This is a genomic window from Flavobacterium sp. A45, assembly GCF_002001005.1.
Lineage (GTDB): Bacteria > Bacteroidota > Bacteroidia > Flavobacteriales > Flavobacteriaceae > Flavobacterium.
The window spans coordinates 1-14007 of sequence record NZ_MUNX01000037.1 but is presented as its reverse complement, the minus strand read 5'-3'; the positions used below and the strand labels follow the sequence as shown (position 1 = coordinate 14007).

The 14007-nt window shown below is 33.0% G+C and carries 12 protein-coding genes and 1 pseudogene; 12 read left to right on the top strand and 1 reads right to left on the bottom strand.

Features of this window, described 5'->3' with window-relative positions; translation table 11 throughout:
* Nucleotides 1–39 precede the first annotated feature (39 nt).
* The 6 genes from B0E44_RS01265 (at nt 40) to priA (ending at nt 8962) form a co-directional block, all read left to right on the top strand.
* Complete coding sequence (locus B0E44_RS01265) at nt 40–2139, top strand: glycoside hydrolase family 97 protein (RefSeq protein ID WP_077370389.1); 2100 nt, start codon at nt 40–42, stop codon at nt 2137–2139.
* A gap of 368 nt (nt 2140–2507) precedes the next feature.
* Nucleotides 2508–3884, top strand: a complete 1377-nt coding sequence (locus B0E44_RS01260; protein ID WP_077370388.1) for a M28 family peptidase — start codon at nt 2508–2510, stop codon at nt 3882–3884.
* 226 nt (nt 3885–4110) lie between these two features.
* Complete coding sequence (gene nadC / locus B0E44_RS01255; protein WP_077370387.1) at nt 4111–4968, top strand: carboxylating nicotinate-nucleotide diphosphorylase; 858 nt, start codon at nt 4111–4113, stop codon at nt 4966–4968.
* A gap of 4 nt (nt 4969–4972) precedes the next feature.
* Entirely contained in the window at nt 4973–5905 is a 933-nt protein-coding gene (locus B0E44_RS01250) for a YihY/virulence factor BrkB family protein (protein ID WP_077370386.1), read from the top strand.
* A gap of 112 nt (nt 5906–6017) precedes the next feature.
* On the top strand, nt 6018–6449 hold the full coding sequence (locus B0E44_RS01245; protein WP_077370385.1) for a DUF2147 domain-containing protein: 432 nt from the start codon (nt 6018–6020) through the stop codon (nt 6447–6449).
* Between the two features lie 62 nt (nt 6450–6511).
* Nucleotides 6512–8962 (top strand): primosomal protein N', encoded by a 2451-nt coding sequence (gene priA, locus B0E44_RS01240; protein WP_077370384.1) that lies wholly within the window; start codon nt 6512–6514, stop codon nt 8960–8962.
* A 9-nt stretch (nt 8963–8971) separates the two neighbouring features.
* Here priA and B0E44_RS01235 read toward each other — a convergent pair whose 3' ends face one another.
* Nucleotides 8972–9667: a LytTR family DNA-binding domain-containing protein gene (locus B0E44_RS01235; RefSeq protein ID WP_077370383.1), complete on the bottom strand. Its 696-nt coding sequence runs from the start codon at nt 9665–9667 to the stop codon at nt 8972–8974.
* A gap of 165 nt (nt 9668–9832) precedes the next feature.
* Here B0E44_RS01235 and rpsF point away from each other — a divergent pair, with 165 nt between their 5' ends.
* From rpsF to B0E44_RS01205, 6 genes and pseudogenes are all read left to right on the top strand, one after another.
* Nucleotides 9833–10174, top strand: a complete 342-nt coding sequence (gene rpsF, locus B0E44_RS01230; protein WP_077370382.1) for a 30S ribosomal protein S6 — start codon at nt 9833–9835, stop codon at nt 10172–10174.
* Between the two features lie 5 nt (nt 10175–10179).
* Nucleotides 10180–10476: a 30S ribosomal protein S18 gene (rpsR, locus tag B0E44_RS01225; RefSeq protein ID WP_007138295.1), complete on the top strand. Its 297-nt coding sequence runs from the start codon at nt 10180–10182 to the stop codon at nt 10474–10476.
* Between the two features lie 66 nt (nt 10477–10542).
* A complete protein-coding gene (rplI, locus tag B0E44_RS01220) occupies nt 10543–10986 on the top strand; it encodes a 50S ribosomal protein L9 (RefSeq protein WP_077370381.1) in 444 nt (147 codons plus the stop codon).
* 75 nt (nt 10987–11061) lie between these two features.
* Nucleotides 11062–11535, top strand: a complete 474-nt coding sequence (locus tag B0E44_RS01215; protein ID WP_077370380.1) for a DUF6495 family protein — start codon at nt 11062–11064, stop codon at nt 11533–11535.
* 74 nt (nt 11536–11609) lie between these two features.
* Nucleotides 11610–13613, top strand: coding sequence for an NAD-dependent DNA ligase LigA (gene ligA, locus B0E44_RS01210; protein WP_077370379.1), 2004 nt, complete (start codon nt 11610–11612; stop codon nt 13611–13613).
* Nucleotides 13603–14007, top strand: a pseudogene (locus B0E44_RS01205) (hypothetical protein); the annotation flags it as partial. The gene ligA and the pseudogene B0E44_RS01205, both read left to right, overlap by 11 nt.

Below are 14007 nucleotides of genomic sequence, written 5' to 3'. Positions count from 1 at the left end.
AATAATTATTTTTGATTTAAGAAATCAATAAGTAACCAAATGAAACATTTATTTTCAATTATCTTCGTTTTTGCCTTGAATTCGCTTCATGCGCAAAGCGTAAAATCGCCATCCAAAGCTATTGAAGTCAATTTCAAGTTAGTAAATAATGGACAGCCATCTTATACTGTAAATTACAACGGAAAACCCGTTATTGCGGAAAGTAATCTAGGAATAAAACTCAAAGAAAAACAGGCTCTTGATGCTAATTTTGAAATTCAGTCTTCAAAAGAGACAACTTTCAATGAATCTTGGAAACCGGTTTTAGGACAAAAAGCATCCATTCAAAATCATTATAATGAACTTACCGTTTCTTTGGTACAAAAAGAAACCAATGTGAAAATGAATATCATTTTCAAGGTTTATGATGAAGGCGTAGCTTTTAGATATGAATTTCCAAAACAAGAGAAACTAAATTATTTCATAATTTCTGATGAGGTTTCTCAATTTAATTTAACCGAAGATTACAAAGCCTTTTGGATTCCAGGTGATTTTGATACTAATGAATACCCTTATAATGAATCAAAACTTTCTGAAATTGATAATACTAAATTGGATAAAAATAATGGAATAGGGGTGACGACAGCTCTTGGCAAGAGCAGGGTTCAAGCACCTTTGATGATGAAATCTCCTTCGGGTTTGTATGTCAATATATTTGAAGCTGCTGTTATCAATTACCCAATTATGCATTTGGATGTTGATGTTGCAAATTATAAACTTACTTCGCAATTGGTGCCAAATGCAATTGGTGATAAAGCCTACTTGCAAGCGGCTTGTGTATCGCCTTGGAGAACAATTATGATCAGCAAAGATGCTCGTGATATTGTGGGTTCGCAAATGATTTTGAATTTAAACGAGCCATGTAAACTAGATGATGTTTCGTATATAAAACCAATGAAGTATGTTGGGATTTGGTGGGAAATGCACGTTGGAGTATCCACTTGGGATTATGCAGGTTCACAAGTTGCTCAAAATGAATTAACCAAAAATTTAACGCCTACAGGCAAACACGGTGCAACCACCGAAAACACCAAAAGATATATTGATTTTGCTGCCAAAAATGGATTTGATGGTGTATTAGTAGAAGGTTGGAATGTAGGTTGGGAAGATTGGAACGGTAATTGGAAAGAAGAAGTCTTTGATTTCACAACTCCTTACCCAGATTTCAATTTGGCTGAAGTTGCGGCTTACGCCAAAGAAAAAAACATCAAAATGATTATGCATCATGAAACATCAGGATCGGTTGCTAATTATGAGCGTCATTTGGATAGAGCTTTCGATTTGATGAAAAAATACGATTATCCAGCAGTAAAAACAGGATATGTGGGTAAAATTATTCCTCGTGGTGAATTTCATGACGGACAAACTATGGTGAATCATTTCAACTTTGTGGCTAGACGCGCTGCCGATTATAAAATAATGCTTAATTCTCATGAATCGTCTCGACCTACAGGTTACAGTCGTACCTACCCTAACTACATTGCAGCTGAAGCAGCTCGCGGTAATGAATTCAATGGTTGGAGTGTTGGAAACCCACCAAGCCATGAAACCATTTTGCCGTTTACTAGACTTCTAGGTGGGGCAATGGATTATACTCCGGGTATTTTTGAAATCAAGATGAGCTATTATGATAAAAGCAAGACGGAGCAAGTTCATACTACATTGACCAAACAACTCGCATTGTATGTAACGATGTATTCGCCTTTGCAAATGGCTGCCGATTTACCTCAAAACTATGAAAAACGCATGGATGCCTTTCAATTTATCAAAGATGTTGCTTTGGATTGGGATGACACGAAAATTCTTGAAGCAGAACCTGGAGATTATTTGACTATTGCCAGAAAAACCAAAGGAAAAGAGACTTGGTTCTTGGGAGCAATCACAGATGAAAATGCCAGAAAATCTGAAGTTTCATTAGATTTTTTAAACAAAGGCCAAAAGTATAAAGCCATAATTTATGAAGATGCAAAAGATGCTGATTGGAAAAATAACCCAATGGGCTACAAAATAAGAACAGTTGAGGTTACTAGTAAGTCAAAATTAAATTTAGTTTTGGCTCCTGGTGGAGGAACAGCTGTAAGTTTTGAGCCAATTAAATAAAAAGTCAACTTCGAAAATAAACCGTATTTAATTTTAAACATTTAAGTCATGTAAGTTTTTTTAAAAGTTAGTTGTCAAATTAGTGGTTTAAAAGGGAATATAAGTTTAAAATATTTTTTGCATAAAGGCTTTGCTTAAATGAACTATTGGTTTTACTACATATTATTCAAATTAAAAACTTATATGACTTATATGTTAAACAATGTAATTAGTAAAATGTTGTTGTCTGGAGAATTAAGCTGATTAAACTAAATCCTGTAAACTTTTAAAGTGAGCAGGATTTTTTTTTGATTTTAACATCAATTTTATTTTAGAATTTCGAAATTGCACAACGATTAATTAAAACTATAAATTAAGAATAACCCAAAATGAAAAAAAGCCTACTTCTTTCTTTACTTTTTGTAAATAGTGTTGCTTTGTTTGCCCAAAACAAAGACGAACAATTTTTTAAGGAAATTTACAACTCAGTATTAACAAAATCACAATGCTATTCTTGGTTGGATCATCTGTCAAATAAGGTAGGTTCTCGCTTATCGGGTTCTGAGGGAGCCGAAAAAGGGGTTCAATACACCAAAAGTCAAATGGAAAAGTTAGGTTTTGATAAAGTGTATTTGCAAGAGGTTATGGTACCTCATTGGGTTCGTGGAGAAAAAGAAACAGCCTATATTCAAGACAATAAAACCAAAATCAAAGTGCCAATTTGCGCTTTGGGAGGTTCAATTGCAACTCCTAAAAATGGTGTAATTGCTGAAGTGGTTGAAGTTCATAATTTTGATGAATTGAAAGCTTTGGGTGAAGATAAAATAAAAGGAAAAATTGTATTTTATAACAGACCTATGAATAATGGAGCTATTGATGCTTTTGATGCCTATTCTGGAGCTGGAGATCAAAGATATAGTGGGGCAAAAGAGGCCTCTAAGTATGGGGCTGTAGGGACAATTGTTCGTTCTTTAAATTTGCGTTTAGATGATTTTCCACATGCTGGAGGACAAAGTTATGGTGATTTACCGAAGGAAAAATACATACCAACGGCTGCCATTAGTACCAACGGAGCCGAATTGTTAAGCAAGAGTTTAAAAAGTAATCCCAATTTAAAATTCTATTTTAAACAATCTTGTCAGCAATTTGAGGATGTGCTTTCATACAACGTTGTTGGCGAAATTAAGGGAACAGAGCATCCAGAAAATATTATGGTTGTAGGTGGTCATCTTGATTCTTGGGACTTGGCTGATGGTTCACATGATGATGGAGCAGGAGTAGTGCAAAGTATGGAAGTGGTAAATATTTTTAAAAATTTAAATTACAAGCCTAAAAATACACTTCGAGTAGTTCTTTTTATGAATGAAGAAAATGGATTAAGGGGAGGAAGGAAGTATCAAGAATTGTCATTGGCAAACAAAGAAAACCACATTTTTGCTTTAGAGAGTGACGAAGGAGGTTTTACTCCAAGAGGCTTTTCATTAGAATGTGATGATGCTAATTTATCGAAGATTACAAACTGGAAACCATTATTTGAACCGTATTTAATTCACAGTTTTGTAAAAGGACATTCAGGATCGGATATAGGGCCATTAACTGGGAAAACAATTGTAAAAGCAGGATTGAAGCCTGATTCTCAACGCTATTTTGATTACCATCACGCAGCAAACGATAAATTTGATGCAATCAATAAAAGAGAATTAGAACTTGGAGCAGGAACTATGGCTGCTTTGATCTATATGATTGATCAAAATGGTGTTGAATAATTAGTTGTCAAAACCAAAATAATGGAAATAGGAAACCTGTAAGTAACTCGAATGCTTACAGGTTTTCTTTTTAAAAACAATCCTGTTTTATAACTCTCTTGACGATTTAGTAATTGAAGAGATAAATAGTTATATGTAAATGTGAAATTCAAAATTTTTCAAACGAACTTACTTTTTAATACACAAAATAAATCCTACTTTAGCATTCCATTAAAAGAATGAAAAAATGATTAGTGAAGCGGAGTTTCAAAACGAATTAAATAGCTTAATTGCAAATGCTATCAGAGAGGATGTTGGATCTGGAGATTACAGTTCATTGGCCTGTATTCCTGAAAATGCTCAAGGAAAAGCAAAGTTATTGGTAAAGGAAGAGGGGATAATTGCAGGAGTTGCATTAGCCAAAATGATATTTGAATATGTAGATCCTAAAATGCAAATCGAAACCTTTATTGAAGATGGCACTCCAGTAAAAAAAGGAGATGTTGTTTTTCATGTCTCGGGCAGTTCTCAATCTATTTTAAAATCCGAAAGAGTAGTATTGAACACAATGCAACGCATGAGTGCCATTGCAACTAAAACGAATAGTTTTGTACAATTGTTGAAAGGTACAAATACAAAAATATTAGATACCCGAAAAACTACCCCAGGATTTCGTGTAGCCGAAAAATGGGCAGTTAAAATTGGTGGGGGAGAAAATCACCGTTTTGCATTGTATGATATGATAATGTTGAAAGATAATCACATTGATTTTGCAGGCGGAATTACATTGGCAATAGCCAAAACACAAGCCTATCTCAAGGAAAATAATTTAGACTTAAAAATAATTGTTGAAGCGAGAGACCTCGCTGAAATTGAAGAAATTTTAAAAAGTGAAGGAGTTCACAGAATTTTAATTGATAATTTTAATTATGATGATACTCGCACGGCAGTAGCTTTAATAGGCGACAAATGCCAAACAGAATCTTCGGGAAATATCAATGAAGAAACCATGAGGTTTTATGCTGAATGCGGTGTCGATTATATTTCATCGGGAGCTTTGACACATTCTGTTTACAATATGGATTTAAGTTTAAAAGCAATTTAATAGTATGAGCTTACTAATTGAAGCTAAACTCGAAAAAATTCCAATAGTCAGAAATTTGATGCGTGTCTTAAAAAAGGTGAAAGTGCCTGGTTTAGGAGGGTTTTCGTTATATGATTTATTGGAATTGTATTTTGAGGGAATCATTGATGGGGCATTTTCCTATCATGCCAGTGCGGTTGCTTTTAGTTTTTTTATGGCTCTCTTTCCTTTTGCATTATTTATTTTAAACTTAATTCCCTATATACCTATTGAAGGATTTCAGGACGATTTTCTGGAGTTTGTGAGGGAAGGCGTGCCGCCAAACACCTATGATGCTATTGCTAATATTGTAAACGACATTCTTAATAATAGTCACACAGGATTGGTTTCTTCGGGATTTTTACTTTCTATTTTCTTGATGGCAAATGGTATAAATGGAATTCTTGGCGGATTTGAATCTTCCCGACATGTTTTGGAAAAAAGAGGCTTTTTGAATCAATATTTTGTTGCTTTGGGAATTTCATTACTGCTTTCTGTTCTTTTGCTTCTTACAGTTGCAATTATTGTAGTTTTTGAGGTTTTGATTCAGAGTACAGCGATACAAGATGTATTAAGTGACCGCATTCCGTTAATTATTATGGGAAGATATATTTTTGTAATATTAATGATTTTAATTACATCTGCTATCTTATTGCGATATGGAACTAAACAGTCACACAAACCGCCATTTATTAGTGTGGGTTCGGTTTTTACAACGGTTCTTATAATTATTTCCTCCTATTTTTTTGGAATTTGGGTGATACGATTTTCAAAATACAACGAATTGTACGGCTCGATTGGAACATTGTTAATCATGATGTTTTACATCTGGATTAACTGCATGATTTTGTTGCTTGGATTCGAGTTGAATGCTACAATTCATAAGTTAAAAAAGACAAAAGACAATATTAAAGTTTAACAATATAATGAGATTGTTTAAATGGAATTTTGTATTCTTGTCGAAAGAAATCCAAGGGTTGATGGTTACAGCCATTTGGAATAATAAAAAGTGAGACAATAATTAAAGAAAAATGAAAAAAAGTATCGTGTTTAGTTTAGTTGCGTTTTTTGCAATGATTTTCAATGCCCAAAGCCAGAACGTTTTAGGAAAATGGAAAACCATTGATGATGAGACAGGACAAGCAAAATCAATTGTGGAAATTTATGAGAAATCAGGTAAAGTCTACGGGAAAATTATTGATATATTAAATCCAGAAAAAAGAAAATCTCTTTGTACAAAATGTTCTGGGGAAGATAAAAATGCACCAGTTTTGGGATTACTAATCATCAAAGGTCTTGTAAAGGATGGAGATGAGTATAACGGAGGTAAAATTTTGGATCCATTAAAAGGGGAAGAGTATAAATGTCTTATTGCACTTGAAGGAAAAGACAAACTAAAAGTCAGAGGTTTTGTTGGAGTTTCTTTGTTTGGAAGAACGCAATATTGGTACCGAGTGAAATAAGAATGATTTTAGATTTTAGTAAATTAATCTAAAATCTAAAACCTAAAATCTAAAATTATTTAATGCATTTTGTAGAAGTTGTTTTACCGCTTTCACTTGCCAAAACTTTTACATACAGAGTTTCGGAAGCTGAGTTTCTTTTTATAAAAAAAGGAATGAGGGTGACCGTGCCTTTTGGGAAAAGTAAAATCTATACTGCTTTGGTTATTGAAATTCACAATAGCAAACCAACTTTATACGAAGCAAAAGAAATACATCAAATTCTAGACAATTTCCCTATAGTAACCGAGTTTCAAATCAATCATTGGATTTGGATTGCCGATTATTATATGTGTGCCATTGGTGATGTTTACCGAGGCGCAATGCCCAGTGCTTTGTTACTGGAAAGCGAAACGTTAATTACTAGAAAAAATGATTTATTTGTTGATGAAAGTTTACTTTCAGATGATGAATATTTGGTTTACGAAGCTTTGCAACAACAAAGTTCTTTGAAAGTACAGGATATAATTTCAATTCTGAATAAAAAAAATATTTTTCCTGTAATTCAAAAATTGATAGACAAAAACATTCTGGTACTTCAAGAAGAAATTCAGGAAAGTTATAAACCAAAGTTGGTGCGATACGTTCGTTTGTATTCAAAATATGATTCCAATGAGGGTTTAAAAGATTTACTTGAAGTTTTAAAAAACGCCAATAAACAAAAAGAAGTAGTTTTAAATTATTTCCAATTAAGTGCTTCTGAGAAAAAACCTATTACAGTAAAAAAACTCGTTGAAACAGCTCAGTCTTCTACGGCAATTGTTAAAGCATTGGTCGAAAAAGAAATTTTTGAAGAGTATTTTTTGCAAGAAGACCGAATTAATTTTGCTGGAAATGGAAGGGATGGAGAACTTAAATTAAGTACCGACCAACAGGTAGCTTTTGAATTGATAAAAGAAAATTTTGAGCAAAAATCAGTATGTCTTTTGCATGGAATCACTTCAAGTGGTAAGACTGAAATTTACATCAAAATTATAGAAGAGTATTTAATCACAGGGAAACAAGTATTGTATTTGTTGCCAGAAATTGCTTTGACCGCTCAATTGGTTTCAAGATTACGAGTTCATTTCGGAAATAAAGTAGCTGTTTATCATTCGAAGTACAGTAATAATGAAAGGGTCGAAGTTTGGAACCAGGTTTTATTAAATGCGGAAAAAGCCCAAATTGTAATTGGAGCCAGATCGGCTTTGTTTTTACCTTATCAAGATCTGGGGTTTGTTGTTATTGATGAAGAGCATGAACAAACTTTTAAACAATCTGATCCTGCACCTCGATATCATGCCCGTGATGCGGCCATTGTTTTAGCAAATGCACATCAGGCCAAAGTGCTTTTAGGTTCTGCTACCCCAAGTATTGAAACTTATTATAATGCAGTATCAGGTAAATTTGGTTTTGTTGAAATTATGAAGCGTTTTGGGAATGTAAGCTTGCCTGAAGTTGAATTGGTCGATTTGAAAGATAAGTACTTTAGGAAAAAAATGAACGGTCATTTTAGTGATGTTTTAATAGAAGAAATAACAACAGCTTTGTCATTGGGAGAACAAGTGATTTTATTTCAAAACAGAAGGGGTTATTCTCCAATTATTGAATGTATTACCTGCGGACATGTTCCGCATTGTCAGTCGTGTGATGTGAGTTTGACCTTTCATAAGCACAAAAATCAATTACGCTGTCATTACTGCGGTTATGCTATTGCAAATCCAACTCATTGTCATTCTTGCCATAGTGTAGATTTGACCACAAAAGGTCTAGGAACAGAACAGATTGAACAGGAGTTGATAACCATTTTTCCAAATGCTAAAATTGGCAGGATGGATCAGGATACAACCCGAGGTAAATTTGGTTTTGAGAAAATTATTGATAGTTTCAAGAATAGGGAATTTGATATTTTGGTGGGAACCCAAATGCTTGCCAAAGGATTGGATTTTGATAATGTCAATTTGGTTGGTATTATGAATGCAGATACAATGTTGTATCATCCCGATTTTAGGGCATTCGAAAGAAGTTTTCAAATGATGACTCAAGTGGCTGGACGTGCAGGAAGATCTGAGAAAAAAGGAAAGGTAATTATTCAGACTTATAACCCAAATCACAATACCATACAGCAAGTTACTAATAACAATTATACAGGTATGTATAAAGAGCAGTTGTATGACAGGCAAATTTATAAATATCCGCCATATTTTAGGATTGTAAAATTAACATTGAAGCAACGTGATTTTGATAAGGTAAAGGAAGGTGCTATGTGGTTGTATCAGGTGCTGAGCCAAAATTTGGCTATGCCTGTTTTAGGTCCAGAAGAACCTGCAATCAGTAGAATCCGAAATGAGTATATTAGAACTATAATTATTAAAATACCTCAAAATACTTCTATTGTAAATACAAAAAAAACTATTCAGAAGATACTGAATAGTTTTGAGGCTGTCCCGCAATACAGAGCTATAAAAGTTACTGTAAATGTAGATTTCTATTAAGGTAAAGTTTTATGAATAGGCAAGTGCTTTTACTAAATCTTCTTTTTTGTTTCGGCTCAAAGGAATTTTTGTTACTCCGATTTCAGCAAACTTACTGTTGAAGCGGTCAATCTTATCTATATTTACAATATAAGATTTGTGTACCCTTATGAATTTATCTTTTGACAAATCATTTTCAAAAGATTTCATTGTCGAAAGTACAAGATTGCTGTCGTCTTCCGTAACTACTTTTACATAATCACCAAAAGCTTCAATCCATTTGATTTTGGACGTGAATATCTTTAGTTTTTTCAGATTGCTTTTAATAAATATGTGTTCACCTTCGTCTTCTTTGTTTTCTTTCTTCAGAAGGAAATGGTCAATAGCTCTACGGACTGATGCATTAAATCGCTCAATAGAAATTGGCTTTTGTAGATAATCCGTTGCGTCATAATCAAAAGCTTTCATGGCATATTCGGCTTTTGAGGTGATGAAGATAATCTGGGGCTTGGTTTTTAAACCATCAAGGAAATCAAAACCACTAATAACAGGCATCTCAATATCAAGAAATATTAAGTCTACCGTGTGAACAGTCATACAACTTTTGGCTTCTATTGCGTTAGAAAAATCACCAATCAAGTTTAAATTGGTGTGGTTATTAACTAACTTTGCAATAATCATTCTTTGTATTGAACTGTCATCTACGACTACACAGTTTAGTTTCATAATATCAAATTTTTGATTTGGTCAAGTAAAAATAGTTTATTTTTTTAATAAATCTAAAAAAATCAAATCTTTTTTAGTCATTCATCGATTATAGTATTTTTGTACTTGCATGTTCGAAAAAAAAGATTACTTTTGCACCCAATTTAACAAATAAATAAATTTTTTATGAATCATTATGAAACTGTTTTCATTTTAAATCCCGTTTTATCTGAAGTTCAGGTAAAGGAAACAGTAAGCAAATTTGAAGATTTTCTTACTAGTAGAGGAGCAGAAATGGTATCTAAAGAAGACTGGGGTCTTAAAAAGATGGCTTACGAAATCCAAAACAAGAAAAGTGGTTTTTACCATTTGTTCGAATTTAAAGTATCAGGAGAAGTTCTTATTGCTTTTGAAACTGAATTCAGACGTGACGAAAGAGTTATGCGTTTCTTAACTGTAAGTCTTGACAAACATGCTATTTCTTGGGCTGAAAGAAGAAGAGCAAAACTTAAATCTCAAAAAGCTTAATTATCATGGCAACATTACAACAATCTGCTTCAGGAAAAAAAGACGGGGATATCAGATATCTTACGCCTTTGAACATAGAAACTAACAAAACTAAAAAGTATTGTCGTTTCAAAAAATCAGGTATCAAATATATCGATTATAAAGATGCTGATTTCTTATTGAAATTCGTTAATGAGCAAGGAAAAATTCTTCCTCGTCGTTTAACAGGAACTTCATTGAAATACCAAAGAAAAGTGTCTGTAGCTGTTAAGAGAGCTCGTCACTTAGCTTTAATGCCATACGTGGCCGATTTATTAAAATAATTAAAAATTAATAGTTGTTGGTTTTCGGTAAAATGAAACCTAACTTCTCAAATAAAGGACAACAACATGGAACTTATTTTAAGAAAAGATGTTCAAAATTTAGGATTTAAAGATGATGTAGTAACTGTGAAAAACGGATACGGTCGTAACTTTTTAATTCCACAAGGATTCGCTCATTTAGCTACTTCTTCTGCAAAGAAAGTATTGGCTGAAAACCTAAAACAAAGAGCTCACAAAGAAGCTAAAGTTGTTGCTGATGCAAAAGCGTTAGCTGAAACTTTGAAAGCTATTGAAATTAAAATTTCTGCAAAAGCAGGTGGTGAAAAATTATTCGGTTCAATTACAAACATTGATATCGCTGAAGCTTTAGCTAAAGGTGGTCAAGTAATTGACAGAAAATTTATCACTTCTGGTATTGTTAAACGTACTGGTAAATATACTGCTTCAGTTAGATTGCACAGAGATGTAATCGTTGAATTAGCATATGAAATTATCGCTGAAAAAGCATAATTTTTAAATGTATATATTGAAATCCCGATGAAAGTCGGGATTTTTTTGTTTAAGTAATTATCAAAAGATATAAAAATGAAATATTCTAGGTTAACCAAAGAACAGTTTGAGGAATTAACGCAGGAGTTCACTAATTTTTTAGCGACTCAAGCAATTGACAAAGCGGAATGGGATCAGATCAAAGCCAATAAACCAGAAGTAGCCGAACAGGAATTGGATGTTTTTTCAGATTTGATTTGGGAAGGCGTGCTTACAAAAGCATCTTATTTAGAATTTTTTTCCAAAAACCACATTTTTCTTTTTCATTGTTTTGATACACATATAAAATCGATTGTTTTGAAATCGTTAGTTTCAGAAATTGATTTTTTGACAAAAGAGGGTTTAGAATGGCTAAGTGATAATTTGTTTACAGATACAATCGAAATGAAGATTGGGAAAAAAGAATTTACCGAAGAGCGTAATCTTTCTATTTTTCAATTGATACAGCAAGGTTCAATTTTGAGTGATGGTCAATTATACAATCAAATTAATTCGATTATCGAGGGATAAATTTGAATTTTAAAGTTTAAATTGGTTATTTTAGTAGATTATTTAATACACTAAAATAGCCAATTTTTTGTTTTATGGATATACTGCAAACCATTCAAACGCTTAGGGAAGAACTTAATCTTCACAATCATAATTATTATGTTTTGGATAAGCCAACATTATCTGATTATGAGTTTGATATGAAATTAAAGGAGCTTCAGGATTTAGAAAATAAACATCCTGAATTTTTTGATTCCAATTCTCCAACGCAAAGAGTGGGTGGAACGGTGACTAAGAATTTTGAAACTGTTCCTCATGAATATCGCATGTATTCTTTAGATAATTCCTATTCCAAAGAAGATCTGATTGATTGGGAAAATCGAATCCAGAAAGTTTTAGGGAATGTTTCATTAGAATATACTTGTGAATTAAAATATGATGGTGCTTCTATTAGTATTACCTACGAAAACGGAAAATTAAAACGAGCGGTAACTCGTGGAGATGGTTTTCAAGGAGATGACGTCACCAATAATATAAAAACAATCAAATCAATTCCTTTGCAGTTAAAAGGGAATTATCCAGAACAGTTTGCTATTCGAGGTGAGATTATCTTGCCTTTTGCCGGATTTGAAAAAATGAATCAGGAATTGATTGAAATTGGTGAAACTCCCTATTCAAATCCTAGAAATACAGCTTCTGGAAGTTTAAAATTGCAAGACAGTGCCGAAGTCGCCAAGCGTCCTTTGGATTGTTTACTTTACTTTTTAATTGGCCCCAACTTACCTTTTAATTCCCAATTTGAAGGACTCGAAGTCGCCAGGAATTGGGGCTTTAAAGCTCCTGTTGAAGCGAAATTGGCAAAAAACCTGGATGAAGTTTTTAAGTTTATTGAGTATTGGGATGTTCATCGTCATGAATTGCCTTATGAAACGGATGGAGTTGTAATAAAAGTAAATGATTTTCGCCATCAAGAGGAGTTGGGCTATACGGCAAAATCGCCAAGATGGGCTATTGCTTATAAATTTAAATCAGAGCAGGTTTCTACAAAACTAAATTCAATTTCATATCAAGTAGGAAGAACAGGTTCTATTACGCCAGTTGCCAATCTTGAACCAGTGCAATTGGCAGGTACTATTGTCAAAAGAGCTTCTTTGCACAATGCCGATCAAATTGAAAAATTAGATATTAGAATAAACGATACTGTTTTTGTAGAAAAAGGAGGGGAGATTATTCCTAAAATTATTGCTGTAGATTTAGAGAAGCGTCCTGAAAATTCAGTAGTAACAAAATACATCACCCATTGCCCGGAATGTCAATCTGAGTTAGTTCGTAACGATGGCGAGGCCAATCATTATTGCCCGAATTTTTATGGTTGTCCTCCACAAATTATCGGAAGAATTCAGCATTATATTTCGAGAAAAGCAATGGATATTGAGGGGCTTGGAGGAGAAACGGTTGCGTTGCTTTTTAATAACGGATTAGTACATAATTACGCAGATTTGTATGAATTAACGGTTGAGCAGATTTTACCTTTGGAACGGATGGCTCAAAAATCAGCGGAGAATTTAGTAAAGGGAGTTGAAAATTCAAAAAGTATTCCTTTCGAAAGTGTTTTGTTTGCTTTAGGAATTCGATTTGTTGGAGAAACTGTTGCCAAAAAATTAGCCAAGCATTATAAAAATATTGATGCGTTACAACAGGCAACTCTTATGGATTTGATTTTGGTGGATGAAATTGGGGAAAGAATTGCTCAAAGCGTGATTGATTTTTTTGAAAATAATGAAAACAAAATCATTGTCGAGAGATTAAAAAGTTATGGTGTGCAATTTGAAATTATAGAAAAAGTTAATCCAAACGCAACAGATAAATTCTTAGGGAAAACATTTGTTGTGTCTGGTGTTTTTTCTACTTTTTCTAGAGATGAATTAAAAAAAGCCATTGAAGATAACGGAGGAAAAGTAGGTAGTTCTATATCGGCCAAGACAGATTTTGTTGTGGCCGGAGATAATATGGGGCCTGCTAAATTGGAAAAAGCCAGCAAGCTCAACATTGAAATAATTTCTGAAGATCAATTTATAACTATGTTAAATGAAAGCTAGTACACCTTCACTTATATTGTTTTTTGTAACATCAGCATTAGTAGTGTTGTTTAAGTTATTGGATTATGAAGGTTTAGTGCTATGTGGTAAATCAATTTTAATTCCCTCTTTGTTTATTTTTTATTTTGTATCGAATAATTACAAGATTACTTTTTTAAAAGGATTGATTTTCTTGTTGCTTTTCATTAGAGATATTTTTACCACATTAAATATAAGTGAATCTGCAATGGGGTCTTTTTTGTGTATATTGGCAGTTTATGTTTTGCTTTTGTATTTAGCCCAAAAAGATTTTAAATTCTTGAAATTTAGTTATAAAGACAGCCTTTCTATTTTTATTCTAATTCTTGGAATTGGGGCTATTTGTTATTCCGTTTTAAATTTAGAACTCGAAAAC